The sequence below is a fragment of the Plantactinospora sonchi genome, assembly GCF_036422035.1.
Taxonomy (GTDB): Bacteria; Actinomycetota; Actinomycetes; order Mycobacteriales; family Micromonosporaceae; genus Plantactinospora; species Plantactinospora sonchi.
The window spans coordinates 258,262-283,589 of sequence record NZ_JAZGQK010000012.1; the positions used below are offsets into that span (position 1 = coordinate 258,262).

The window sequence follows — 25,328 nt, forward strand, 5'->3', positions numbered from 1 at the left end:
AGAAGCATGTCGGTCAGCCCCACCTCGTCACGTGCCGGGTGGCAGCTCACCCAGCCGGCCGGACCCGGCAGGCCTCCTGCAGCGTCGCGACGTCCCGGTCCCGCCTCGCCGACCCTGACGGTGACCCTCTCCATCCCGCTCGTCGGCTGCGAGGAGTCGTTGACCGCCCCGGCCCGCCGGCTGCTCGAGGCCGCCCGTGAACTCGTCGAGCGGGGCGAGGCGACGGTCAGCGGCACCCTTCCCCCCGTCGTCGAACGGCGGCCCGAGCCGGCTCCCGCGCCGGCGGTGCCCGACACCGATCCGGGTGGCCTGCACATCCTCGCCGCGTCCCGGTCGGTCATCCGGGGGCGCGAACCGCTGCCGTTGACCCGACTCGAGTTCGACCTGCTGATGCACCTGGTCGACAACCCCCGCCGGGTCTTCACCCGGCTCCAGCTGCTGGCGGCGGTATGGGGATACGAGCACACCGGGCTGCGTACCGTCGACGTGCACATCCGTCGACTCCGGGGCAAGGTCGGCACCGACGTACCCCTGATCACCACCGTCTACGGAGTGGGCTACCGGCTCGCCGACGAGGCCCTGGTGACCGTCGACCGCAACGGCTGAGCCGCTCCGTCGTCCCGGCCGGCGCGGGCCACCGGCGGCCCGCGTGGGCGCCCTGGCCGCGCGGCCCGTGGACCGGGTGGGCCTGCTCGTGCCCTGGACCACGGCGGCACTGCTCGGCGGCTGGCCGACCCTGCGCCGCCGCGACGCGCGACAGAAGGCGGCGAAGGGGCCACGGTCGGCGGTAGGGGGCTCCTCGTCCACGGTTCCCGCCGAACCGGCAGGATGATCGGGTGCGGGTCCGACCGATCACTCCGGAGCTGCTCGTCGCCGAGTTGGCCGAGCGGCTGGCCGGCGAGCGACCCGACGCCCGGCTCCGGGTCGCGGTCGACGGCCCGCCGGCCGCCGAACCGGACCGGCTCGCCGACGCGCTGGTCGACCCGCTGCGGGTCCGGGGCCGCCCGGCCGTACGCGTCGACAGCCGGGACTTCCTGCGGCCGGCGTCGCTGCGCTACGAGCAGGGTCGGACCAACCCCGACGCCTACTACCTGGGCTGGCTCGACGAGGCGGGCCTGCGGCGCGAGGTCCTCGACCCCGCCGGCCCGGCCGGTTCGGGCCGGATCCTGCCGTCGCTGTGGAACCCGGAGACCGACCGGGCCACCCGGGCCGGTTACCGGTCCCTTCCGCCGAACGGTGTGGTGCTGGTCAGCGGCGCCCTGCTGCTCGGCGGCGGCCTGCCGTTCGACCTGACCATCCACCTCGTGCTCTCGACCGGTGCGCTCGCCCGACGTACCCCCGGGGAGTGGCACTGGACGCTGCCGGCGTTCGCCCGCTACGCCGAGGAGGTCGACCCGGCCGCGTTCGCCGACGTACTGATCCGGATGGATGACCCGCGCCATCCGGCCATGGTCGACGCCCTGGACGGTTGACTCCGCGGAATCGTCGGTTTGGCGCGCCTGGCCGCTGGGTATTCGCGCTGCTCGTGACGGACCGCACCGGACAATCCCGTCCTGGAGGGCGGATCCGTCGCCCCGACGGAAAGGCAGGCAGCGCATGCTCGTCAACGAGGCAATCGGTACCGGCCGTTCTGCGGCGGACATGGACGAGATCCGCCGTGCCCTGAAGGCCCGCTACGACGAGCTGACCGTCGAGTACGACGAGGCGATGGCGCAGAGCCAGGTGCTCCGTCTGGTGGAGATCGGTGACACCGCCGGCGACGACCAGGCCGACAGCGGCACGAAGACCGCCGAGCGGGACACCGCCCAGTCGCTGCTGCGGGCCATCCTCGACCGGCGGGCGCAGTTCGAACACGCGCTGGGCCGGCTGGAGGAGGGGACGTACGGCTGGTGCGAGGGGTGCGGGAACTCGATCCCGGTCGAGCGGCTGGAAATCTTCCCGGCGGCGACCACCTGCGTCTCCTGCAAGCAGAACCGGGAGCGTCGGGCGGCCTGAGTCGGGGCGCCGGGAACCCTGGTCGGGTACACGTCCGGCCCGCTGGTCGGTGACGGGACGGGTGCACGGGAGCGATGGGCGGCATCAAGGTCGGTACCGCGTCGTGGACGGACCGGACCCTGCTGGAGTCCGGTTGGTATCCGGCCGCCGCGGACACCCCGCAGCGGCGTCTCGCCCATTACGCGAGCCGATTTCCGCTGGTCGAGGTGGACGCCACCTACTACTCCCCACCGGCGGAGCGGACCGCGCGACTGTGGGCGGAGCGCACCCCGGCCGGTTTCACCTTCAACGTGAAGGCGTTCAGCCTGCTCACCGGACACCCGACCCGGGTCTCCGCGCTCTACAAGGACCTCCGACCGGAGACGGAGAAACGGAACGTCTATCCCGGTGACCTGGACGCGCAGACGTACGAGGAGGTGTGGACCCGGTTCCTGACCGCGTTGGAGCCACTGGCCCACGCCGGTAAGTTGGGTGCCGTGCTCTTCCAGTTCCCGCCGTGGTTCACCATCCGGCGGGACAACAAGCAGTACCTGCTCGAGGTGCGCGAACGCTGCGCGCCGATCCGGGCTGTCTTCGAGTTCCGGCACGCCTCCTGGTTCGACGGCGACAACGAGGCGGAGACGCTGGACTTCCTACGCCGGCACCGGCTGCCCTACGTCTGCGTGGACATGCCGCAGGGGCACCGGTCGTCGGTGCCGCCGGTGTTGGCCGCGACCGCCGAACTCGCCGTGGTCCGGTTTCACGGACACAGCGAGAAGTGGGACAGCAAGGACATCTACGAACGGTTCGGCTACCGCTACTCCGAACGGGAACTGGCCGACTGGGCGCCGAAACTGCGTGAACTGGCCGGCCAGGCCGAGCAGACGCACGTGCTGATGAACAACTGCTACCGGGACTACGCCCAGCGTGACGCCGAGCGGTTGACCGACCTGCTGGGCGAGTGACCCGGCGGCCTGCGGGCGGATTCACCCGGGGCGGGTGAGCGGGATTCACCCGTACGGCGGCGAGCATGGCGAGGGTGTGGAGTGGAAGGCGTACCCGGGTGACGTCCCGGGCGCCTGGTCACGGGCAGCGCGCCGGCGTCGCCGGTCGCCAGACGGGACGGGGGATCAGTCGTGCCGAACAATGCGTACTCGGCCTTCGAGTCGTCGATAGACAAGACCAACATCATTCTGAAGGACATCGAGCAGGCGTACGGGTGGCCGAAGGAGCGCCGCAACCAGTCGTACGCCGCCCTCCGTACGGTGCTGCACCTGCTGCGGGACCGGCTGCCGGTGCAGGAGAGCGCGCACTTCGCGGCCCAGTTGCCGGCACTGGTCCGGGGCATCTACTTCGAGGGTTGGGATCCGAGCGTGGTGCCGATCAAGCTGAACCGGGAGGAGTTCCTCTACGAGGTGCGGGCCGGTTTCCCGTTCGACGTCGAGGGTGGCCCGGCGACGGTGGTGAACACCGTGCTGAACGCGCTGCGCAGGCACGTCACCGACGGCGAGTGGGACGACGTCAGGTCGAGCATGCCGAAGGACCTGACCACGATCATGCCGTGATCCCGGGTGGCCGGATGGCGCCGCCCCGGACGCGGACGCCGGACCGCCGAGCCGCTACGGCGCGGGACCGACAACGGCGTCGGTCCCGCGCCGTGGTGTCCGGCCGACCGGTATGTTCCGGCGTCGAGCGGTTCCGGCGAGTGCGACCGCGTCGACGACGGCGGCTCCGCCGGGGTCGTTGTTGAAGTAGACGTACGCGGTCTCGTCGTCGGTGAACGTGGTGGTGATCCGGTCCAGCCAGGAGCGCAGCGCGGCCCGGCCGTACCGGGGACGAGGGTGGGCGCGACCCTCGTGCAGGCGGAGGTAGCCGAAGTCCGCGGTACGCCACAGCGGCGTCACCGGCCGGCCGCCCCGGTCGGCCCAGCACAGCGCCGCACCACGGCGCTCCAGCACCCGCCGGACCGGCTCCACCCACCAGGACGGATGCCGGGGCTCGACGGTCACCCGGACCTCGGCGGGGAAGAGCGCCAGGGCCGCGTCCAGGATCGCGGTGTCGGCCGGCAGGGTGGGTGGCAGTTGCAGCAGTACCGGGCCGAGCCGGTCGCCGAGCGCGGTGGCCCGGTCGAGGAAGCGGGCGACCGGTTCGGACGGGTCGCGTAGCCGCTTGATGTGGGTCAGGAAGCGGCTCATCTTGACGGCGATCTGGAAGTCGTCCGGGGTCCGGTCCCGCCACCGGGCGAAGACCTCCCGCTCCGGGAGCCGGTAGAAGGCGTTGTTCACCTCGACCGTGCCGAAGCGTGCGGCGTAGTGCTCCAGCCAGCGCGCCTGCGGCACGCCGGACGGGTAGAACCGGCCGCGCCAGTCGGTGTACTGCCATCCGGAGGTGCCGACGAGGATCATCTCGGCTCCACTGGCCTTGAGCCCGGGTGGCCACGAGCTCGCTGATTCTGCGCCTTCAGCCTGGGAGCTGAAGGCGCTTGTGGCAAGACCCGTAGCGTACCGGACTTTTCGGCGCCGCCTCTCGCGGCGGCGTCGGATGACGTACGGCGGCAGCGCCGCGCGGTGGACCCGCAGGGGGCCGGGGTGGGACCGGACCCCGCCGCGGGCCCGGCCCCACCGACGCGGCTACCGCAACGCCACCTCGCAGACGCGGCGGCGGTCCAGGCCCACCTGGCGTTCCGGGCCGACCAGCCGGACCGCGACGGTGTGCCGGTGCTCCGCACTGGAGGCGGAGAGCCGCAGTTCCAGGTCGCCAGGTTCGACGATCTGGTGTCCCTGCCGACCGGTGAACGAGGTGAGGTCGGCGTGCACGTCGAAGTCCACCTGTCCGGTCTGGCCGGGGGCGAGGGTCACCCGGGCGTACCCGATCAGCCGGACCACCGGCCGGGTCACCTGGGCGACCGGATCGTGCAGGTAGAGCTGCACCACCTCGGTGCCTTCGCGGTCACCGGTGTTCCGTACGGCGACGGAGACCGTGACCGCGCCGTCGGTCGGTACCTCCACCGGCTGGTCGGCCACCGGGACCACGCCGTCCACCCGGACCTCCGGCCAGACGAACTCGGTGTACGACAGGCCGTGCCCGAACGGGAAGAGCGGCGTCGGGTCCACGCTGCTGACCTCGGTACGCCGACCCAGCGCCGGGGTCAGATAGCTGGCCGGCTGCCCGGCGGGGCCGTGCGGAACACTCACCGGCAGCCGGCCCGACGGGCAGACCCGGCCGCTGAGTACCCGGGCGACCGCCGGGCCGCCCTCCTCGCCGGGGAAGAACGCCTGCACGATCGCGGCCAGCCGGTCGGCCCACTCTCCGAGCGCGTACGGCCGGCCGGCGAGCAGGACCAGGACCACCGGCGTACCCGTGTCGAGCAGCGCGTCCAGCAGTTCCGCCTGGGGCGGGAGCAGCCGCAGGTCGGCGGCGTCCGAACCCTCGCCGGAGGTGCCGTTGCCGAAGAGGCCGGCCCGGTCACCGAGGACCGCGACGCAGACGTCGGCGTGTCGGGCCGACTCGATCGCGGCGGCGAGATCGTCGGCCGCCCCGGTGCCGTCGATCGGCGCGCCGACGACGTGCGTGACGGACGTGCCCGGCAGTTCGTCGCGGAGAGCCGCCAGCAGGGTCGGGATCTCGACGCCGTCCGGGAGTTCCGGATGCTGGCTGCCGACGTGGCTGGGGAACGTGTAGCAGCCGAGCATGCCGGTGACACTGTCGGCCAGCGGCCCGACCAGGGCGATCCGGGACTCCGGTCGCAGTGGCAGCGTCCCGGAGTTGGCCAGCAGCACCACCGACTCCTCGGCCAGTTCCCTGGCCAGCGCCCGGTGGCTGGGCGGGTCGAGGTCGACACCCGGGTCACCGGTGGCCGGCCCGTCGCCGTTGACCCGGTCGGCGCCGGCGGTCAGCGCGGCGGGCAGTGGTGACCAGTCGGGGTCGAGCAGGCCGAGCTCGCACTTCTGCCGGAGCACCCGGGTCGCGGCCCGGTCGACCAGGGCCTCCGGCACCGTACCGGCGCGGACCGCGGCGATCAGCGGGGCGCCGTAGCAGTGCGCGGCGGGCAGTTCGACGTCCACCCCGGCGGCGAGGGCGAGCGCGCCCGCCTCGGCGAGGTCGGCGGCGACGCTGTGCAGCCGTTGCAGGAAGCTGATGCCGAAGTAGTCGGCGACGACCGTGCCGGTGAAACCCCACTCGTCCCGGAGCAGCCGGGTCAGCAGTTCCGGGTCGGCCGCCGGCGGAACACCGTCGATCTCGGTGTACGCGTGCATCACCGAACCGGCACCGCCGTCCCGGAGCGCCATCTCGAACGGCGGCAGCAGCACGTCGGCGAGTTCGCGGGGGCCGACCCCGACCGGTGCGAAGTTGCGGCCGGCCCGGGAGGCGGAGTATCCGACGAAGTGCTTGAGGGTGGCGATCACCCCGGTCGACTGGAGGCCGCGGACGTACGCGGTGCCGATGGTGGCGACCAGGTAGGGGTCCTCGCCGATCGACTCCTCGGTCCGTCCCCAGCGGGGATCCCGGATCACGTCCAGTACCGGCGCCAGCCCCTGGTGCACGCCGACCCGGCGCATCGACGTCCCGATCTGCGCCGCCATCCGTTCGACCAGCGCGGGGTCGAACGTGGCGCCCCAGGCCAGCGGCGTGGGGTAGACGGTCGCCTTCCAGGTCATGAAGCCGGTGAGACACTCCTCGTGGGCGACCGCCGGGATGCCGAACCGGTTGGCGGCGGTGATCTCCTCCTGCATCCGGGCCAGTGCCCGGGCGCCGTCGGCGGGCTCCACCGGCGCGGTGCCGAAGGCCCGGGTGAGCTGCCCGAGGCCGGCACCGATGACGTCGCGCCAGTCGGGCGCCTCGTTGACCATCTCGTGCTGGTGCGGCGCGAGGTCGTCGCCGGTCGAGTTGCCCCCGACCCAGACGCCGTACAACTGCGCCACCTTCTCCTCCAGGGAAAGCCGGGGGAGCAGGTCCTCGACCCGGCGGTCCACCGGCAGGCTCGGGTCCTGCCAGACCGGCAGCGGGTCGGGCAGCGGGGCGGCGTCCGGCAGCCCGCTCGGCGGGGTGTGGTCCGCCGCGATGATGTTCACGGATGGTGGGTCGTCCGCCGGGATACCGGGCGCGGTGGCGGTGAGCTGTCCATCATGGGGACGCCCGTCCTGTACCGCGCTGACCTCAAGCCGACCGACCTCGCTGGTTGTCCGACGGGTATCGGCGGCGTTGCGGTTGCTGCTCACGAGCAGCCTCCTGTCGCTTGTTCCTGGGCCTGTTCCAGAGCCGGCGCACGTCGGTGTGTGACTGGGGTGGTGGTCGCGCGCGTACTTCCGACATGTTTCCGGAAAGTCCGGCCCGCGTCGAGAGGGTAGTGCGACTGAAAGTAGCTCGCAAGTTTCCTCGAGACATAGGTATTGACCGTTCTATCATCGAGTCGTAGCGTGCGCCGCATCACGACGAATTATCGGGCCGGCACCGAAAACTTGCGGACACTTCGGTTCCGCCCGGGCGTGAGGGGGCGCCGGCCGCCGTACGTGGGTCAGGTGCGGCGGCGATTCGAAGGGACGGCGGGGCATGCGGAAGCCCAGGGGGAGCACGGTATCCCAGCCGCGTGTCCCGACGAAGGTGATCATCATCTCTGTTGTGCGGGTCTGAACCCGGCGCGGCGCGCGCTGGCCGCGCGCGAGGACCGGGCCCCCGTTCCGGGGGGTGAGACGGGCGGGGGACCGCCGAGGACGCGGGCGGGTCGGCCGGGCGGGGACCGGCCCGCCCGCCCTCGGTGGAGGAGTTCACCCCGCAACATCCGTGATACATTCACGTTCATCTTTGTCTCAGTGGTCGGCCCGGGGGACCAGGCCGGCCGGTCTGGAGGTGTGGCATGCGGAGCCGCCTTCTCGTCGCGGGAGCGGCCCTGGTCATCGGGCTGAGCGGGGCAGGACTCGCGGTCGCCGGGACAACACCACAGGCGGGCGACGTGTCGGTGCTGGCCGCCGGGGAGTTCGACTTCAGCCGTCCGGAGACCGTCGCGGCCAACCTCAACACGCCCTGGGGTCTCGCCTTCCTGCCCGACGGCAGCGCGCTGGTCGCCGAACGCAACAGCGCCCGGGTGCTGCGGGTGCGTCCCGGGCAGAGTCCGCAGCAGGTGACCACCATCTCCGGCGTCTCGGCCGGCGGTGAGGCAGGACTGTTGGGCCTGGCCGTCTCGCCGACGTACGCCCAGGACAACTACGTCTACGCGTACTTCACCTCGAGCAGTGACAACCGGATCGTCCGGTTCCGGCTCGACGCACCGCAGACCCAGACGCCGATCCTCACCGGGCTGGCCCGGGCCAACTTCCACGACGGTGGCCGGATCGCCTTCGGTCCCGACGGGATGCTCTACGCCGGCGTCGGTGACGCTGGCCAGACCGCCAACTCACAGAACCCGCAGAGCCGCAACGGCAAGATCCTCCGGCTCCGTCCGGACGGCGGTGTTCCCGCCGACAACCCGACCGCCGGCTCACTGGTCTACAGCCTCGGCCACCGTAACGTCCAGGGACTCGCCTGGGACGCCCAGGGCCGGCTGTACGCCAGCGAGTTCGGGCAGAACACCTGGGACGAGGTCAACTACATCGTGCCCGGCGGCAACTACGGCTGGCCGACCGTGGAGGGCCGGGCCAACGACCCGCGCTTCCGGGACCCGATCGTCACCTGGACGACCGCCGAGGCGTCACCGAGCGGCGCCACCATCGACGGCAACGTCCTGTTCGTCGCCGCGCTGCGGGGAGCCCGGCTCTGGACGGTGCCGCTGACCGGCAACGGCGGCGCCGGTACCCCGGTCGCCCAGCTGGTCAACGCCTACGGCCGCCTCCGTACGGTCGAGCGGGCCCCCGACGGCTCGCTCTGGGTGACGACGAGCAACCGGGACGGCCGGGGTACGCCGGCCGCCACCGACGACCGGGTGCTGCGGTTCCCGCCGGCCGGGGCGACCCCGACGCCGACCCCGACCACGCCACGGCCCACCACCCCGCCGCCGACGAACCCGCCGACCACGCCGCCCGCCACCCCGCCGACGAACCCGCCGACGCAGGGTCCGGGTGGCTGCTCCGCCTCGGTCTCGCTGAACTCGTGGAACGGCGGCTTCGTCGCCACGGTACGGGTGACCGCCGGCTCGTCCGGCACGAACGGCTGGTCGGTGGGCGTGACCCTGCCGTCCGGTGCCGCCGTCACCAATTCCTGGAACAGCCAACGCAGTGGCACCAGCGGCGCGGTCACGTTCACGAACGTGAGCTACAACGGTCGGATCGCCGCCGGACAGTCGACCGAGTTCGGCTTCCAGGGCACCGGCAGCGGAACCGGTATGACACCCACCTGCACGGCCAGCTGACCACCCCGGTCAGCCCTCGCCCTGAACCGCGACCAGTTCAGGGCGGGGCTGCCGGATCGGGGTCAGCGTGGCGGCGGCGGCGATGCCCAGGCAGAGCAGGCCGGCCACGAGGCAGACCGGGGTGGTGCCGTAGCGGGCCACCGCGGCGGTGAGCACGGCCGCGCCGAGCGGGCCCAGCGCCGAGTGCAGGGTCCAGAACGCCGAGGTCACCCGGCCGAGCAGCGGCTCCGGGGTGACCTGCTGACGCAACGACACCGAACAGATGCCGGCGGTCGCGGTGCAGAACGTGTATCCGGTGACCAGTGCCGCGAGGGCGGGGACGTTCCCGGTCAGTCCCACCCCGGCGACGGCGAGCCCGGCGAGCGCGAACGCACCGATCCAGCAGATCCCGAAACCGAGTCGGCGGCGTACCGGGGCGACCAGCAGCGCCGCCACGATGGTGCCGCCGGCCGCCGCGGCGAACACGTAGCCGACGGCCGCGTCCGACCGGCCCAGATCGTGCTTCACGTGATAGATGAAGATGTCGGTCAGGCCGATGGTCAGGAAGGTCAGGAACGACAGCGCCACGGTCAGCGCCCGGAGCACCGGATGGCGCCAGAGGAAACGGGCACCCACCAGCAGGTCCGACCAGCGGGCGGTCCCACCGGCGGTGTCGCCCGGCTCGGCGTCCGGCGGGGTGGCGGCGCCGGGCCCGACCCGGTGGTCCGGCTCCACCGGCCCGACGGCACGGGCGCGGAACCGGACGAGGCGGAGCCCCAGCGCGGAGCAGACGAAGGTGCCCGCGTTGACCGCGACCGCGGCGGTCGGGCCGATCGTCGCGGAGAGCGCCCCGGCCAGTAGCGGCCCGGCGATCCCGGCGGCGGCGTAGCTCGCGTATAGGTGGCCGTTCGCCCGGGTGATCTGCGCGTGGTCGACCAGCGCCGGCACCGCGCTGACGTAGCCGACCTGGAAGAGCATCCCGACCGCCGCGCCGGCCGGCGCCACCAGGTAGAGCAGCCAGACCTGCGGCGACCAGAGCCAGACGAGCGGGATCAGCGCGTAGCCGACCGCCCGGGCCAGGTCGCAGCCGATCAGCAACCGCTTCCGGTCGACCCGGTCGACGAGGAAACCGGCGAAGACCCCGGCGACGACCGACGCGCCGCCGGCCAGGCCGGTCAGCAGCCCCATCTGGGCGATCGATCCGGTGGCGTGCAGCACCAGCAGCGGTACGGCGATCAGCGAGAACGAGTTCCCCAGCGCGGCGAGGGTCTGCCCGGCGAGGAACAGCGGGAAGTCCCGGCCGCGCCACAGCGCCCGCCCGTCCGGCGGTTCCGCCACTCCCGGCGGTTCCGCCGCCCCTGCCACCGCCGCCCCTGCCACCGCCGGCGGTGCGGGCAGCCCGGCCGGCTCCGCCACTCCCGGCAGCTCAGGTGGCACCGGCGTCGCGCCGGCCCGTGCTCCGCTCACCCGGGCCGGGAGCCGGAACCGGCGCGGGGACCGCGTTGCGGACTGACCCGGCCCGCGGTGCCAAATGACGCCTCCCGCAGGCCGCGTACCGCGAGCCGGTCCGCCCGCTCGTTCTCCGGATGCCCGGCGTGCCCCTTCACCCAGTGCCAGCGCACCTCGTGGCGGTTGGCCGCCGCCTCCAGCCGTTGCCACAGGTCGGCGTTCTTCACCGGCTGCTTCGCGGCGGTCTGCCAGCCGTTGCGCTTCCAGTTCGGCAGCCACCGGGTGATGCCGTCGCGCAGGTACGTGCTGTCGGTGTGCAGCCGTACCGACACCGGTCGGGTCAGGCTCTCCAACGCCTGGATCGCCGCCATCAGCTCCATCCGGTTGTTGGTGGTGGCCGTCGCCTCACCGCCGTGGATCTCCTTCTCCCGGGTGCCGTACCGCAGCACGGCGCCCCAACCGCCCGGGCCGGGATTGCCGCTGCAGGCGCCGTCGGTGTAGATGTCGACCACCGGCGGGATTGGCTGCTCCGTCACCTGGGCAACATACCCGGCGTACCGGATCGTCCGACGCGGGTGGGCGACGGCGCGCCCGCCGGCCTTGGGAGCCCGGGTGGCCGGCGGTCTGCCGGCGCGTCGCCGGGTTGGCGGCGGTGTGCCGGCGTTGTCGGTTTGAGCAGCGGATCCCAATTGACCGGCGGAGCGGATTGTGCCGTCGACGGTGCGGGGTAAGGGCGTCGATCACTCACTGATCGATCAACTTTGCATCGATCGTCCTCGAGCAGAGAGGGACACGATGGCTCTCACCCGCCGTGGCTTCCTGGAAGCGTCCGCCGCGACCGCCGTCGGCGCACTGTGGATGTCGACGGAATCCTCGTCGCCGCCGGGATTTCCGGCGGACGTCCCGATCCACCGCGAGGTCTACCGGAACTGGGCCGGCGAGATCCAGGTCACCGGGGCCTGGACCTGCGTGCCGCGCTCGCCCGCGGACGTGGTGACCGTGGTCAACTGGGCCCACCGGAACGGCTGGGCGGTACGCGCGCGCGGCTACCGGCACACCTGGGCCCCGCTGACGGTTCCGAACGGCGACCCGGACGCCGACCGGACCGTCCTGGTCGACACCACCCGCCACCTCACCGCGATGACCGTGCTCTCCACCACGCCCGGCACGGCGGCGGTCCGCGCGCAGACCGGCGTCACCATGGAGGAGTTCCTCGGCTACTGCGAGGAGCACGGGCTCGGGGTGACCAACACGCCGGCGCCGGGTGAGCTGAGTCTCGGCGGGGTGCTCGCGATCAACGGCCACGGCACCTCGGTACCGGCCGACGGCGAGACCGCGCCGCCCGGCCACGGCTACGGATCGCTGAGCAACCTCGTCCTCTCGCTCACCGCCGTGGTCTGGGACGCCTCGGCCGGCGGCTACGTCCTGCGTACCTTCGACCGGGCGGACCCCGACTGCGCGGCGTTCCTGACCCACCTCGGGCGGGCCTTCGTCACCGAGGTGACGCTGCGGGTCGGGGAGAACCAGAACCTCCGCTGCGTCAGCATCGTCGACATTCCCGCCACCGAACTCTTCGCGCCGCCCGGCAGCGGTGCCCGCCGTACCCTGGCCAGCTTTGTCGGGGCCGCCGGACGGGTGGAGGCGATCTGGTTCGCCTTCACCGAGAATCCCTGGCTGAAGGTCTGGAGCGTGGCCCCGACCCGGCCGCTCACCTCGCGACCGGTTGTCACGCCGTACAACTACCCCTTCTCCGACAACGTGCCGCGGCCCGTCGCCGAACTGGCCGAGCGGCTGATCGGTGGCGCCTGGGCGCTGTCCCCGACGTTCGGCCAGCTGCAGTACACCACCGCCGTCACCGGGCTGACCGCGACGCTCGGCCATGACCTGTGGGGTCCGTCGAAGAACCTGATGCTCTACGTCAAGCCGACCACGCTGCGGGAACACGCCAACGGCTACGCGGTGCACACCAACCGCGCGTCGCTGCAGCGGGTGGTCAGCGAGTTCGCCCAGTTCTACCGGCGGCAGCTCGCCGCATACCAGGCCCGGGGCGAGTTCCCCGTCACCGGGCAGGTGGAGATCCGGGTCGCCGGCGTGGACCGGGCCGCGGACGTCGGCGTACCCGGGGCGCGGCCACCGGCGCTCTCCGCCGTCCGACCCCGGCCGGACCACCCCGAGTGGGACACCGTCGTCTGGTTCGACGTGCTCAGCTTTCCCACCGCGCCGCGTCTGCACGCCTTCTACCGGGAGATGGAGCGCTTCTTCTTCACCAACTACACCGGCTCGTACGCCTTCTGCCGGGCGGAGTGGTCGAAGGGCTGGGGGTACACCGACGAGGCCGCCTGGGCGGACCCGACCATGCTGACCAGGACCGTGCCCGACTCCTACCGTCAGGGGCCCGACCCGAGCTGGGAATGGGCGGTGGGCACCCTCGACCGGTACGACCCGCACCGGCTGTTCAGCAACAGCTTCCTGGACGTGCTGCTGCCCGGCGCGGCCTGACCCGGCGTCCGCGTCGGCACGTCACCGTGTCGACCGTCGGCACCGGTGGCCACTGCGCTCTGCGCGAACAGTCCGGCCGCCGGTGCCCGGCGGGTGCGTGAATGGGGATCGGAATCGGCGAGCCCGGGGAGGACGGATGCGCGGCGGTGCGGCGTACGACGAGATCGCGGACTGGTACGCGAACGAGTTTCTCGGCGCCCAGGCGGCGTCCGGCGACCCGCTGGAGATCAAGTCCACCCTGCGTCGGCTGCTCGGCCCGGGCGACGGCCGGTGCCTGGAGATCGGCTGCGGCACCGGCGTGTACGCCGCACCCGTCAGCGCCCTCGGCCGTACGCCGTTCGGCGTCGACCTCTCCGCCGGCATGCTGCGGTACGCGGCGGGTCGGCTGCCGATCGCCCGGGCCGACGCCGGCCGGCTGCCGTTCCGGGACGGGTCGTTTCCGGCGGTCGTCGCGGTGATGGTGCACACCGACATGCCGGACTATCCGACGGTGCTGGGCGAGGTGGCCCGGGTCCTGGCCCCCGGCGGCGTGCTCGTCCACATCGGAGTGCATCCGTGCTTCTGCGGCGGGTTCGCCGACCGCGCCGACCCGGAGGGGGTGGTCATCCGGCCGGGGTACCTCGACCGCGGCTGGACCACGGAGTCCTGGACCGACCAGGGCATCCGGGACAAGGTCGGGGCCAACCACGGGCCGCTGCCCGAGCTGCTGCACGGATTCCTCGACGCCGGACTGGTGCCCGACCGGTTCGCCGAGGGCGGCGCGCCCACCCCGACCATGCTCGCGGTCCGGGCCCACAAACCGGGCTGAGCGGCCGCCCACACCGCCGGCCCCGCGCCCACCGGAGGGTGACCGGCGGCGGCACCGGCGGTGTGGGCGGAGCCCGGCGGGTCGGTCACTCCACCGGGAGCAGTCGCAGCGCCAGCTCCGGACACATCCGGACCGCCTTGCGGGCGCCCGACTCCAGCCAGGTCGGCACGGGGGAGGAGGGGAACGCCGGGAAGCCGTTGGCGTCCAGCCGGACGAACTCCGGTACGACGTGGGCGCAGAGCCCGTGCCCGTCACAGCGCGACCAGTCCACCACCAGCTTCGACGTCGGGCTGTCCGGGGCGGAGGGCAGACCCAGCACCCCCTTGACCCGCTTGCCGCAGCCGCCCCGGGTGGCGTGTGCCTCCAGGTCCTCGAGGAAGACCTCCAGGGCCGAGGTGGCGAACCGGGACGTGCCGTCCGGGTGGCTGCACGCGCCACGGCCCCGGACCGCTCCGGCGGCCGCCCGGACCGCCTCCGCGGAGGCGCTGCCGCCGACGATCAGATCCAGCGACCGGGCCAGGTCCGGCAGCCCCATCCGGCACGGTCCACACTGGCCGGCGGACTCGCCGGCGAGGTACTGCACCACCTGGGCGGCCTCGCCGAGCGGGCAGACGTCGGTGCCGAGCGGCATGATGATGCCGGCGCCGAGGCTGCCGCCGGCCTTGGTGAAGCCGGCCCGGGAGACCTCGGCGTTCGCCGCCGCCTCCGCCGTCATCCACTTGCCGTGGTAACCACCGGTCAGCACACCCGGCCCGTCCGGTGCCTCGCAGAGTTCCAGCACGTCCCGCAACGGGATCCCGGTCGGGCACTCCACCACCGCCGGACGGCCGGCGGCCCCGGTCACGGTGAGCAGCACGGTACCGGGCTCGTCCGGGGTGCCGACCGTGCCGTACTCGTACGGTCCCAGTCGGGCCGCCACCGCGAGCTGGGCGTACGTCTCCGCGTTGGAGAGCAGCGTCGGCAGCCCGCCCACCCCGGCGTCGCTGGCCCGCTGCTTGCGTCCGGGCGGGATGTGCGCCTCGCCGTTGATCCCGCGTACCAGCGCGCCGCCCTCGCCGGAGATGAACCGGTGCGGCACGGTGACGATGCCGGTCCGAACCGGCATCCGTCGCTCGGCCAGGGCGGCGGTCAACGAGGCCTCGCCGATACCGTCGTCCGCGACGCCGATCACGATCTCCTCGGCGTCGAGCGCGTACGCGGCGATCGCGGCGCCGTCCAGGATCAGGTGCGGCGCACGGGTGAGCAGGGCCTTGTCCTTCCAGGCACCCGGCTCGCCCTCGGTGGCGTTCACCACCACGACGGTCGGCAGGTCCTGCCGGTCCGCGGACTCCAGCACCGCCTTCACCTTGCGTCCGAACGGGAACCCGGCGCCGCCCTTGCCCTTGAGCTCGATGCCCTCGACCAGTCGGATCAGACCCTTCGCGGAGAGCGGATTCACCGCGCCGTGCACCATCTCGTGCGCGGTGAGGTCCAGCCGGCCGAACTCGTCGAAGCCGGCGGTCAACCGGGGCTCGCCGAAGCAGGCGACCGGGGGTACCGCGGTCAAACTCATCTCGTCACACCTTCGGTTCGTCACGGGTGGGGCTCGCACACCGGCTACCGCCCGCGCTCAACGGGCCTCACCCTTCAGGCTGGTCCAGTACGCCCCTTCCTCGGCCGCCTCGTCGGACTTGCGGCGTCGGGAGGAGCGGCTGGTGGCGCCGCTGCCCCGGCGGGCGCGCCGGGCGGCGAGGTTGACCAGCGTGGGGGTGTCGATGTCGTCGTCATCGTCGTCGTCGCGGCGGGCCACCAGGTTGGGTTCGTACCGGGCCGCCCGACCCCAGCCGAGGGTGCTCTCCTCGGCGTCGGTCTCGTCGCGTCGCCGGCTGTGCCGGCCGCCGCGCTCGTCGACCGGTTCCTCTTCCGGGTCACGGCGTCGACGGCCGGCCCGGGGCGCCCCGGTGGTCGGCGCCTCCTCGTCCGGGTCCCGCCAGGGGCGTCGTCCGGCCCGTCCCGGATCGGTCCCGGACAGGTCGAGCGCCGCTCGTGACCCGGTGTCGTACAGACCGCTGGCCGGAGGTTCGTCGTCGGCGCCCGGCCGGCGGTAACGGGCGTCGTCGGAGCCGCGTTCGGGCCGGTCCCAGGAGTCGTCGGCCTCGCCGGCCGCCCAGCGGCGTGGGCTGTCCCAGGGCAGCTCCGGTTCGGGGACCGTGTCCCGGCGGCCCGGTTCGGCGGCCGCGTCCCGGTCCAGCGGCACCTCCGGCACGGTGAACCGGTCGGTGCGGCGCGGCCCGCCCATGGTGTCGGACCCGCCGGCCCGGGTCCAGGAGTTGACGCCGTGATCCGTCGTGTCGCCCCGCAGGTCGTCGAGGCTGTTGCGGCGGCGCCGGCCGGCCTGGGGCTCCCGCTCCTCGGTGCTGGCCGTCCGCTCGGCGCGGGTGCTCCGTTCGGTCCGTCGCTCGACGCCGGTGTCCCGTCGGTCGTCCGGGGCCGCCGCGCCGCCGCGCCGGCCGTCCCGGGTTGCCGCGTTCTGCCGGCTGGCCCGGATCTCGTCGGCGGTACGACGTCGGGCGGGCGCGGCCGAACTGGTCCGCGCCCCACCGGCGGACTTGACCGGCCGACCGACCGGGGCCATCGTGCCGGTGGTCTGGGACTGCTCCTGACGCTTGCGGCCGAGGCTGACCGAGAGCCGGAGCAGCAGGAGGACGACCACCATGGCGACACAGAGCAGGTAGCTGGCGGTGACCCAGGTGGCCGCCGCCCGACCGGCCATCAGACCGTGCACCAGTGCGACCGGCCAGGCGGCGTACGCCACGCTGTGCAGAGCCCGCCACATCCACGGCTTGCCGATCCCGGCGAACCGGGCCCGGATCAGTCCGGTCCAGAGCACGCCCATCATGAGCAGGCCGGCGATGGTGCCCAGTCCGACGTAGACGTCCGCGCCGTTGACGAACGGCAGGAACGCGGTGGTCGGGCTGATGTGACCGGCGGAGATCTTCGTCAGTACGTGCAGCACCAGCCCGAAGACCGCGATGATGCCGAGGCTCCGGTGCGCGGACTGCAGCAGCACCCGGTGCCGGATCAGCAGCACGATCCGGTCGGTGGCCACCAGCCCGGCCATCACCGTCAGACTCAGCGAGACCAGGGTGACCGGCCCGGCGTAGAAGACGATGAAGACGAACATGTACGCGTCGATGAGTTCGCCGAACGGGCTCAGCATCGCCACCGCCCAGACGGCGGTCAGGGCGGAGACGACAAGCAGCGCGACGGCCGACCTCGGTCGGGGCGCGGTGGCCCGGCTGGTGAAGCTCTTCGGGATGCTGGCTCGCTGAAGCTGTCTCGTCCCGGCCATACGCTCCTCGATCTTCCACCTCGGCGCCCACGTCACGCCTCACCCTGGCCGGCCGCGTCGTCGTCGACGGGCCGACCGTGCCGCTCGACCCGACCGGACCACGTCGGTCGTGTGTCGTGCCGCTGGCGTACCGCGGCCCGACCCACCTCAAGTACGTGGAAACCGGTCGGGCGGATGAGTCAGTGCCGATTATGTTTCACGATCGATGGGGCGGGTTGTCCCGGGGTGGGATCTCGCGTCAGCCGGTGAAGAGTTTCGCCGCGGTGATGATCGTCTGTATCACGCCGTAGCCGAGCAGGACGGCGACCAGCAGCCAGGAGATCCAGAGTCGGCCGGTCTGGCCGGACGGGTCCGGGGTCATCGGGTGGTGCTCCTCTCGATGTCGATGTCGCCGGCCGGCGTGCCGGTGCCCGCCCCGACCGGTTCGTGGAAGCGTTCCGGGACCGGCCGGACCAGCAGGTTCGCCACGAAACCGACGGCCAGTACGCCGACCATGGTGAACAGTGCCGGCCGGTACGCGGCGGCGGTGAGGGTGCCGGGCCGGCCCTGGGCGTCGAGGAAACCGTTGATGATCAGGGGGCCGGCGATTCCGGCGGCGGACCACGCGGTCAGCAGCCGGCCGTGGATGGCACCGACCTGGTAGGTGCCGAACATGTCCCGCAGGTAGGCGGGGACGGTGGCGAAGCCACCGCCGTAGAAGGACAGGATGACGCAGGCGAGCAGCACGAACAGCGCGGTGGCGGTGGAACCGACCAGGGCGAGCAGGGCGTAGAGCACCATGCCCACCCCGAGGTACAGCACGTAGATCGGCTTACGGCCGATCAGGTCCGAGGTCGACGACCAGACGAACCGACCGGCCATGTTGAACAGGGATAGCAGCCCGACGAACCCGCCGGCCGCGGCGATGCTGACCGTGGAGATCCCGTCGCTGCGGAAGAAGTCCTGGATCATCGGACTGGCCTGTTCGAGGATGCCGATGCCGGCGGTGACGTTGCAGAACAGCACGATCCAGAGCAGCCAGAAGGTGCGGGTCCGGATCGCGTTCGACGCCGAGACGCTGGCCGTGGTCACCAGCGGCCGGGCGGCCACGGTCGACGGGTCGAAGCCGGCCGGACGCCACCCGGGCGCCGGAACCCGGACGTTGACCACACCGAACATCATGATCGCGAAGTAGCCGAGACCCAACGTGACGAAGAGTCCGACCAGGGCGCCGCCGGAGGCGACCGAGGCGGCGTTGGCCGGGTCGTAGTTCGGGTCGTACAGCGACAGCAACTGCCGGGACAGTGGGCTGGCCAGCATCGCGCCGCCGCCGAAGCCCATGATGGCGAGCCCGGTGGCCAGGCCGGGACGGTCCGGGAACCACTTGATCAGGGTGGAGACCGGCGAGATGTAGCCGATGCCGAGCCCGATGCCGCCGAGGAAGCCGTAGCCGAGGTAGACCAGCCAGAGCTGACGGGTCGCGATGCCGAGGGCGCCGACGAGGAAGCCGGTGGCCCAGAAGCAGGCCGAGACGAACATCGCCTTGCGGGGGCCGTTCGCCTCGACCCAGGTGCCGCCGATCGCGGCGGAGAGGCCGAGCATCACGATCGCGATGCTGAACACCACCCCGATCGCGGTCTGGCTGGTGTCGAAGTGGCTGATCAGGGAGTTCTTGTAGACGCTGGTGGCGTACGCCTGACCGATGCACAGGTGTACCGAGAGCGCCGCCGGTGGGATCAGCCAGCGGCTGTATCCCGGGCGCGCGACGGTGTGCTGGTGATCGAGTGCGGACAGCAACGGCACGGTCGCACCTCGCTTGGGGGTGGGCGGGTGGTGCGGTGCGGAGGCGCTGGACCGGGGGGTGGCGCGGGCGCATCGTCCGTTCCGCCGGAATCTTTTGGTTATCGCCCGGAACCTAACCGCCTCCGGACCGGCTAAGTGATCTTCATGGCCCGGTTGATCGCCCGGCGGTCGGTCGGCTGAGCCGAGCGGTCGGTTCCGCACCGGCGCGCGGGATGCGTACCAACGGCGGCGGTGCGGTCACGACGAGGGCCGGGAACGGGGTGACCAGCGACGGTACCGTCCCTTCGCGACTGGGCGGACCGGCCCGCCGGGGAAAGCGCTCAGTCCGGTACCCGCAGTGTCGCCACCTGATGGCCGGTGCCGTCCCGCTGGACCAGGAGCAGCCGGCCGTCCGTCGAGGTGGCCAGGGCGACCGGTCCGGCGGCGCTCGCCCGGTGCAGCCGTACCGGACGGCCGGCGGCGCAGTCGTCGACCGGGCAGACCCACAGCACGACCCGGCCGGGTGGATCCGGCGCCGGGCCGACCCGGAGCGTTGCGGCGCCGACCCGTACCGTGCCGTCGGTCCGCCGCGTCGGATCGCCGACCAGTCCGACCAGTGCCCGCCCGTCGGGGGTGACCGCGAGGCCCGGCCAGCCCGGGCCGGGGGCGGGCCACATCCGGTCCCCCGCGCACCGCGGCTCGGCGCACCGCCACAGGCGCGGCGTCCCCCGCGTCTCGTCCAGCAGCACCGGCGCCCCGTCCGGGGTGACCGCCACGGTGACCCCGTCGGGCGCGGCCGGACCGTCGGCGAGCGGTTCGGTGCCGGCGAGGGTGGTCCCCGGGCCGGCCGGGGACGGCACGTCGTCGAGCAGGGACCCGGGGGCGAGTTGACGCAACCGCGGTTGCCCGCAGCGCGGCGACTCGCAGGTGCCGAGCCAGGTCCCGCCGTCCGGGTCGCGGTAGCCGACCACCGGACGTCCGGCGGCGTCGCCGGTGACCGCCAGCGGACGTGTCCGGAACGTCAGGTTGTCACCACCGCGTACCCGGCCGAACAGCACCTGCTCGCGGCTGCGGCAGGTGGCGTCGGCACACGGGTAGCCGGCGAGTTCGTCCTGGCCCGGACCGCTGTCCAGGACGGCGGCGACGATCGGTGTCCCGGTCGGTCCGACGGCCACCGCCAGCACCGCCGGGCGGGGACCGGTCCCCGGCCAGGCGTACGACGACGGCGACTCGTCGCACCAGCCCGCGCGGGTACACCGGAACAACCGCAGTCGGGTGTCGGCCGACAGCCCCCGGCCCAGGTCGGCGACGGCGTACCAGACCGTGCCGTCCGACGCCACTGTCGCCGCCCGGATCCCGCCCGCCGCCATGATCGTGCTGTCGGTGTGTGTCCGCGCCGAACGGCAGCCGTCGTCGGCGCAGTCGACGATGCCGACGCTGTCCACCAGCACCGGCGGGCCATCGGTCGGCAGGCCCACCGCCAGCAGCGGCCCGATCGTCGGCGGGTGACCGGTCCGGACGGTCGGCACCTGGTAGGGGTTCACCATCGGGACCGCGGCGGCCAGCACGGCCGGAGCCAGCAGCGCGAGGCCGAGCCCGGCCAGGCCGGCCCGGGCGGGCCGGCGGGCCGGCGGGGGTGGTGACGGCGCCGGGGCGGGCCGGACCGCGTCGATCCGCTCCGGACCGAGGTACGCCACCGCCAGGGTGGCGGCCTGGACCGGTAGGACGGCGGCCAGGACCACGGTGAGCAGCAGGGTGCGGACGCCGGCGGTGAGTGGACTGGCCGCGCTGGTGGCCAGGCCGTCGGCCACGGCGTCCGCCAGGGCGACCGTGACGAGGAGGACCAGGGACGGCGCCACACCGGCGCCGATCAGTACCGCCGCCGAGGACCGCCCGGCCCGGCCCCGGCTGACCGCGAGGGCGCGGTCGACCGCCGGCCCCGCGCCGAGGGCGTCCAGCACCGTCGCCGGCAGACTCAGCGCGAGCCGGCAGAGCACGAGCAGGCCGGCGAGCACCCCGGCGCCGAGCAGCACGACCGCCGGGTACGGCGGGAGGACCTGGAGCAGCAGGCCGGCGACCACCACCAGCCCGGCCCCGCCGAGGACCGCCGTCAGGCCCAGCAGGCTCGCCGTCCCGGCCACGGCACGCCACCGCCGGGCCCGCGTCCGTGGTTCCGTCGCTGCCGCCGACGCGCCGGCGATGGCGGCCTGCCCGGCGGCCATCGCGACGCACCAGGCGGAGAACGTGACGGCCAGCGCGGCGAGGGTCGCCGGCGACTGGTGACGGCCGCCCCCGTCCAGCAGCGGCACGCCGTCGACGATCGCGGCCCGGTCGCCGCTGGCGACCACCCGCAGGACCAGCACCACCAGGGACGCCGGAAGGAGTACCGGCAGCGTCGCCCGGACCAGCTCGCGCCGCCGTCCGGCGGCCAGCCGGTACGCCGTGCCGAGGAACCAACGGACGCCGGGTGTCGACGGCGGGGGCGGTGTCACGGCCACACGGTACGGGACCGTCGCACCCGGTCGAGGCCCCCAACGCCGACCATCGGGTACGGCCGTGGCAGCCTCCGTCAGGCCCGGCCGATGGTGGGCGGCGGCCGCCGCTGCCGGCGACGGATGACCGCCGGCCCCGCCGTCGGCCGTACCGTCGGTGCCGATACGGTCGGATTCGTGGCCTACGCGCCTCGCGGGCGTGGCGACCGACGGAGGAGAGGGACCGCATGACCGTGCACATCGACCTGACCGGCCGGACCGCCCTGGTGACCGGCTCGACGCAGGGCATCGGGGCCGCCATCGCGACCCAGCTCGCCCGGGCCGGCGCCCGGGTGGCGGTCAACGGGCGCGGCGCCGACGGTGTCCGGCGGGCGGCGGACGCGCTGCGTGCCGACGTCCCCGGTGCCGACGTGCTGGAGATCGCGGCCGACGTCGCCAGCGACGAGGGGTCGGCCCGTGCCCTCGAACTCCTGCCCGAGGTGGACATCCTGGTCAACAACCTCGGCATCTTCGGCGCCCGGCCGCCGTTGGAGATCAGCGACGAGGAGTGGCGCCGGTACTTCGAGGTGAACGTGCTCGCCGCGGTCCGACTGACCCGGGCCTACCTGCCCGCCATGATGGATCGGGGCTGGGGACGGGTGCAGTACATCGCCAGCGACTCGGCGGTGGTGATCCCGGCCGAGATGATCCACTACGGTGTCTCCAAGACGGCGCTGCTGGGCGTCTCGCGCGGTTTCGCTAAGGCGGCGGCCGGCACCGGGGTCACGGTCAACACCGTGATCGCCGGCCCCACCCACACCGGCGGCGTCGAGGACTTCGTCTACCAGCTGGTCGACCGGAGCCTGCCGTGGGCGGAGGCGCAGCGGGAGTTCATGCGGCTGCACCGGCCGCAGTCGCTGATCCAGCGGTTGATCGAACCCGACGAGATCGCCAACCTGGTCACCTACCTGGCCTCCCCGCTGGCCTCGGCCACCACCGGAGCGGCGCTCCGGGTCGACGGCGGGTACGTCGACGCGATCGTGCCGTAGCGGAGGCGCCGCAGCTCTACCGGATCGGCGACACCTGGATCGGTCCGGTCCGGCCCACCCGCCGACCGGCCCGATTCCGGGCGAACGCGGGGAATCACCGGACCGGCGGACCGGTTTGTCGCAGTCTTGCCAGGTGAGGGCAAGCACCAAGGCGGCGATGGAACGCGACCCGGAGGGATCCCGCCGGGTCTCCCTGCTGGAACTCTTCTTCGACCTCGTCTACGTCGTCGCGCTCGCACTGATCTCCCGACACCTGGTGGAGAACCTGACCTGGGCCGGGGTCTTCCAGACGGCGGTGCTGCTGGCCGCCCTGTGGTGGGTGTGGGCGATCACCGCGTTCCTCACCGACCTCTACGAACCGCAACAGGTCTCGATCCAGCTGCTCATGCTCGCCGCCATGCTGGGCAGCCTGCTGCTGGCGGCGACCGTGCCGCACGCGTTCGGTTCGGGTGGCGTCGTCTTCGCCTGCGCGTACGTCGGCATCCACTTCAGCCGTGGTCTGTTCCTGGTTCCCACGTTGCGGGGCCAGGAGGTGCAGAAGCGGGCGGTCCGGATCTTCTTCTGGTTCAGCGTCTCGGCCGTACCGTGGATCGTCGGTGGTCTGATGACCGACGAGGTCGTCCGGGCGGCCTGGTGGGCCGGTGCGCTGGCCATCGACTACGTGGCGTTCAGCCTGGGCTATCCGACGCCGGGACTCGGCCCGCTGCCGACGACGCAGTACAAGGTCACCGCGGCACACCTGGCCGAGCGCTACCAGCAGTTCTTCATGATCGCGCTGGGCGACGCGATCCTGGTCAGCGGATTCACCTACAGCGAGGCGCACGCCGGCCCGGCCTCCTCCGGGGCGTTCCTGGTGGCGTTCGTCAGCACCGTGCTGCTGTGGCGGATCTACACCCACCGGGCCGGCGAGGTGCTACCGCTGGCGATCGAGTCCGTCGTCGAGACCCGCCGGTTCTTCCGGGTGGCGCCGTACACCCACCTGGTGATGGTCACCGGGGTCGTGGTCAAGGCGGCGAGCTTCGAACTCCTGATCGCGGACCCGCTCGACAACGCCGGCTGGGCGATGGTCGGGCTGCTGCTCGGCGGACCCGCGATCTTCCTGATCGGCCGATCCCGGTTCGAGTACGAGGTCTTCGGCCGGGTCTCGCCGTCGCGGATCGTCGCGCTTGTCGTACTGGTGGTGATCGCCCCGGTGACCGTCATGCTGCCGGTCCTGGCGATCGCCGGCTGCGCCTGCCTGGTGCTGCTCGGCATGGCCCTGGCGGACACCCTGCGCAGCTGGGGCAAGCACCCCGAACCCCCGAAGCCCGGCCTGTGACGGCCGGACCGTCCACGGCGGTGGAGCCGGGTACGGCACGGCGGGCACCGGATCCGGTGCCGGTACGGCCGCGGCCGTCGACCGCCACCGGCGAGGGAGGACGACGTCGCGCCGTTCGAGTGGTTCTGTCCGCACCCCGGTTCGGTCGGTGTGACAACAGCGGTTCCGGGTAGGCGGGGCGGACAGTGGCACGGCAGAGGAGTGGAGCCGCCAGATGAACCTGTCCCATCTTCCGCTGCGCGTCACGATCGGCGCGTACGTCCTGAACTCCGGCCTGTCGAAGCTGAACCTGGAGGGTGAGGCGGCCGTCAGCGTGCACGGCATGGCGGTCGGCGCGATCCCGCCGGTCAAGCGGGTACCACCGGAAACCTTCGCGCGGCTGCTCGCCGGCACCGAGATCGCGCTCGGCGCCGCGCTGCTGCTGCCGGTCATCCCCTCCGCGCTGGTCGGCGCGGGGTTGGTCGGGTTCGGTGGGGGCCTGGTCCGGCTCTACTGGGCGACCCCGGGCATGCACGGGCCGGGCGACCCGCGACCGACCCAGCACGGCACCGGACTGGCGAAGGACTCCTGGCTGGTCGGTGCCGGTCTGACCTTGCTCCTCGACGACCTGTTCGGGCGAGCCGCGGGCAAGCGTCGCGCCCTCGGCCGACGCCTCGGCGGTCGTCCGCGTCGGGGCTGACCCGACCGCGCCCCACCTGCGGCTCGGGGCCGTCGGCGGGTTTGCGCGGGCGGGCCGCGGGTAGGCCAACGAACCAGGGGTCGCGGACCCGGCGGGCCGCCGTGCGGCCGTGCCGGACGAGCGCGACCCGACCGCACCGAACCGGGAGGGGACGACGTCATGGCTGGGATCAACCTGCGCAGCGTCGCCTTCAACGACCATGACCGGCTGCCGGACCGGTTCTCCCGGACCGGCGGCAACATCTCGCCACCGCTGGAGTGGTTCGACGTACCCGAGTCGGCCACCGAGCTGATCCTGCTGGTGGAGGATCGGGACGCCGGGCGGACGCCGTTCCTGCACTGGTTGGTGACCGGGATCGAGGCGGACTCCGGCGGCGTGGCCGAGGGTGAGACACCGCCGGGTGGCCGGGTCTGGGTCAACGGCTTCGGCACCACCGGCTGGGCGGGTCCGCATCCACCGGTGAACGACGATCCGCACCGGTACTTCTTCCGGCTCTACGCGGTGAACCAGCCACTGGAGCTGCCGGCCGCGCCGCAGGTGCCGGACGTGCACGCCGCGATCAGACAACTCGAGTTGGCCAGCGGGAACATGGTCGGCACCTTCGCCCGCTGACCCCGCTGAGCCCGCTGAGCCCGCTGACCCGGCTGACCCGGCTGACGTCGCTGAGC

General features: G+C 73.0%; 21 protein-coding genes. 12 read left to right on the forward strand and 9 right to left on the reverse strand.

Annotation, left to right across the window (positions count from 1 at the left end):
* The first annotated feature begins 6 nt into the window (after positions 1-6).
* From V1633_RS15325 to V1633_RS15345, 5 genes are all read left to right on the forward strand, one after another.
* Positions 7-606 carry a winged helix-turn-helix domain-containing protein gene (locus tag V1633_RS15325; RefSeq protein WP_407952019.1) on the forward strand — a complete coding sequence of 200 codons (600 nt, stop codon included), beginning with the start codon at positions 7-9 and terminating at the stop codon, positions 604-606.
* A 230-nt stretch (positions 607-836) separates the two neighbouring features.
* Entirely contained in the window at positions 837-1,472 is a 636-nt protein-coding gene (locus tag V1633_RS15330; protein ID WP_331214977.1) for a nucleoside/nucleotide kinase family protein, read from the forward strand.
* 124 nt (positions 1,473-1,596) lie between these two features.
* A complete protein-coding gene (locus V1633_RS15335; RefSeq protein WP_331214978.1) occupies positions 1,597-1,995 on the forward strand; it encodes a TraR/DksA family transcriptional regulator in 399 nt (132 codons plus the stop codon).
* 74 nt (positions 1,996-2,069) lie between these two features.
* Complete coding sequence (locus V1633_RS15340) at positions 2,070-2,939, forward strand: DUF72 domain-containing protein (RefSeq protein WP_331214979.1); 870 nt, start codon at positions 2,070-2,072, stop codon at positions 2,937-2,939.
* A 171-nt stretch (positions 2,940-3,110) separates the two neighbouring features.
* Positions 3,111-3,539 (forward strand): DUF2267 domain-containing protein, encoded by a 429-nt coding sequence (locus V1633_RS15345; RefSeq protein WP_331214980.1) that lies wholly within the window; start codon positions 3,111-3,113, stop codon positions 3,537-3,539.
* Positions 3,540-3,593: 54 nt separating this feature from the next.
* On the opposite strand, the gene V1633_RS15350 is transcribed toward V1633_RS15345, so the two are convergent.
* Both V1633_RS15350 and V1633_RS15355 read right to left on the reverse strand, forming a co-directional pair.
* Entirely contained in the window at positions 3,594-4,379 is a 786-nt protein-coding gene (locus V1633_RS15350) for a DUF72 domain-containing protein (protein WP_331214981.1), read from the reverse strand.
* A gap of 225 nt (positions 4,380-4,604) precedes the next feature.
* Positions 4,605-7,193: a beta-xylosidase/alpha-l-arabinosidase gene (locus V1633_RS15355; protein WP_331214982.1), complete on the reverse strand. Its 2,589-nt coding sequence runs from the start codon at positions 7,191-7,193 to the stop codon at positions 4,605-4,607.
* A 635-nt stretch (positions 7,194-7,828) separates the two neighbouring features.
* Here V1633_RS15355 and V1633_RS15360 point away from each other — a divergent pair.
* A complete protein-coding gene (locus V1633_RS15360; RefSeq protein WP_331214983.1) occupies positions 7,829-9,316 on the forward strand; it encodes a PQQ-dependent sugar dehydrogenase in 1,488 nt (495 codons plus the stop codon).
* Between the two features lie 9 nt (positions 9,317-9,325).
* On the opposite strand, the gene V1633_RS15365 is transcribed toward V1633_RS15360, so the two are convergent.
* Positions 9,326-10,762 carry an MFS transporter gene (locus tag V1633_RS15365; RefSeq protein WP_331214984.1) on the reverse strand — a complete coding sequence of 479 codons (1,437 nt, stop codon included), beginning with the start codon at positions 10,760-10,762 and terminating at the stop codon, positions 9,326-9,328.
* Positions 10,759-11,280 carry a ribonuclease HI gene (rnhA, locus tag V1633_RS15370; RefSeq protein ID WP_331214985.1) on the reverse strand — a complete coding sequence of 174 codons (522 nt, stop codon included), beginning with the start codon at positions 11,278-11,280 and terminating at the stop codon, positions 10,759-10,761. The genes V1633_RS15365 and rnhA overlap by 4 nt, the downstream gene beginning before the upstream one ends.
* A gap of 259 nt (positions 11,281-11,539) precedes the next feature.
* Between rnhA and V1633_RS15375 the strand changes: the two genes are divergently transcribed.
* Complete coding sequence (locus tag V1633_RS15375; protein WP_331214986.1) at positions 11,540-13,243, forward strand: cholesterol oxidase substrate-binding domain-containing protein; 1,704 nt, start codon at positions 11,540-11,542, stop codon at positions 13,241-13,243.
* 136 nt (positions 13,244-13,379) lie between these two features.
* Positions 13,380-14,051, forward strand: coding sequence for a class I SAM-dependent methyltransferase (locus V1633_RS15380; RefSeq protein WP_331214987.1), 672 nt, complete (start codon positions 13,380-13,382; stop codon positions 14,049-14,051).
* 85 nt (positions 14,052-14,136) lie between these two features.
* On the opposite strand, the gene V1633_RS15385 is transcribed toward V1633_RS15380, so the two are convergent.
* The 5 genes from V1633_RS15385 to V1633_RS15405 form a co-directional block, all read right to left on the reverse strand.
* A complete protein-coding gene (locus tag V1633_RS15385) occupies positions 14,137-15,603 on the reverse strand; it encodes an NADH-ubiquinone oxidoreductase-F iron-sulfur binding region domain-containing protein (protein WP_331214988.1) in 1,467 nt (488 codons plus the stop codon).
* 57 nt (positions 15,604-15,660) lie between these two features.
* Positions 15,661-17,382: a hypothetical protein gene (locus tag V1633_RS15390; protein WP_331214989.1), complete on the reverse strand. Its 1,722-nt coding sequence runs from the start codon at positions 17,380-17,382 to the stop codon at positions 15,661-15,663.
* Positions 17,383-17,620: 238 nt separating this feature from the next.
* Entirely contained in the window at positions 17,621-17,743 is a 123-nt protein-coding gene (locus V1633_RS15395; RefSeq protein WP_331214990.1) for an MFS transporter small subunit, read from the reverse strand.
* On the reverse strand, positions 17,740-19,158 hold the full coding sequence (locus V1633_RS15400) for an OFA family MFS transporter (RefSeq protein WP_331215204.1): 1,419 nt from the start codon (positions 19,156-19,158) through the stop codon (positions 17,740-17,742). The genes V1633_RS15395 and V1633_RS15400 overlap by 4 nt, the downstream gene beginning before the upstream one ends.
* A 326-nt stretch (positions 19,159-19,484) precedes the next feature.
* Positions 19,485-21,635, reverse strand: coding sequence for a hypothetical protein (locus tag V1633_RS15405; protein WP_331214991.1), 2,151 nt, complete (start codon positions 21,633-21,635; stop codon positions 19,485-19,487).
* A gap of 227 nt (positions 21,636-21,862) precedes the next feature.
* Between V1633_RS15405 and V1633_RS15410 the strand changes: the two genes are divergently transcribed.
* From V1633_RS15410 to V1633_RS15425, 4 genes are all read left to right on the forward strand, one after another.
* On the forward strand, positions 21,863-22,663 hold the full coding sequence (locus V1633_RS15410) for an SDR family NAD(P)-dependent oxidoreductase (protein WP_331214992.1): 801 nt from the start codon (positions 21,863-21,865) through the stop codon (positions 22,661-22,663).
* Positions 22,664-22,796: 133 nt separating this feature from the next.
* A complete protein-coding gene (locus V1633_RS15415; protein WP_331214993.1) occupies positions 22,797-23,981 on the forward strand; it encodes a low temperature requirement protein A in 1,185 nt (394 codons plus the stop codon).
* A gap of 214 nt (positions 23,982-24,195) precedes the next feature.
* Positions 24,196-24,660, forward strand: coding sequence for a DoxX family membrane protein (locus V1633_RS15420; protein ID WP_331214994.1), 465 nt, complete (start codon positions 24,196-24,198; stop codon positions 24,658-24,660).
* A gap of 159 nt (positions 24,661-24,819) precedes the next feature.
* Positions 24,820-25,272, forward strand: coding sequence for a YbhB/YbcL family Raf kinase inhibitor-like protein (locus tag V1633_RS15425; RefSeq protein WP_331214995.1), 453 nt, complete (start codon positions 24,820-24,822; stop codon positions 25,270-25,272).
* The last annotated feature ends 56 nt before the right edge of the window (positions 25,273-25,328 follow it).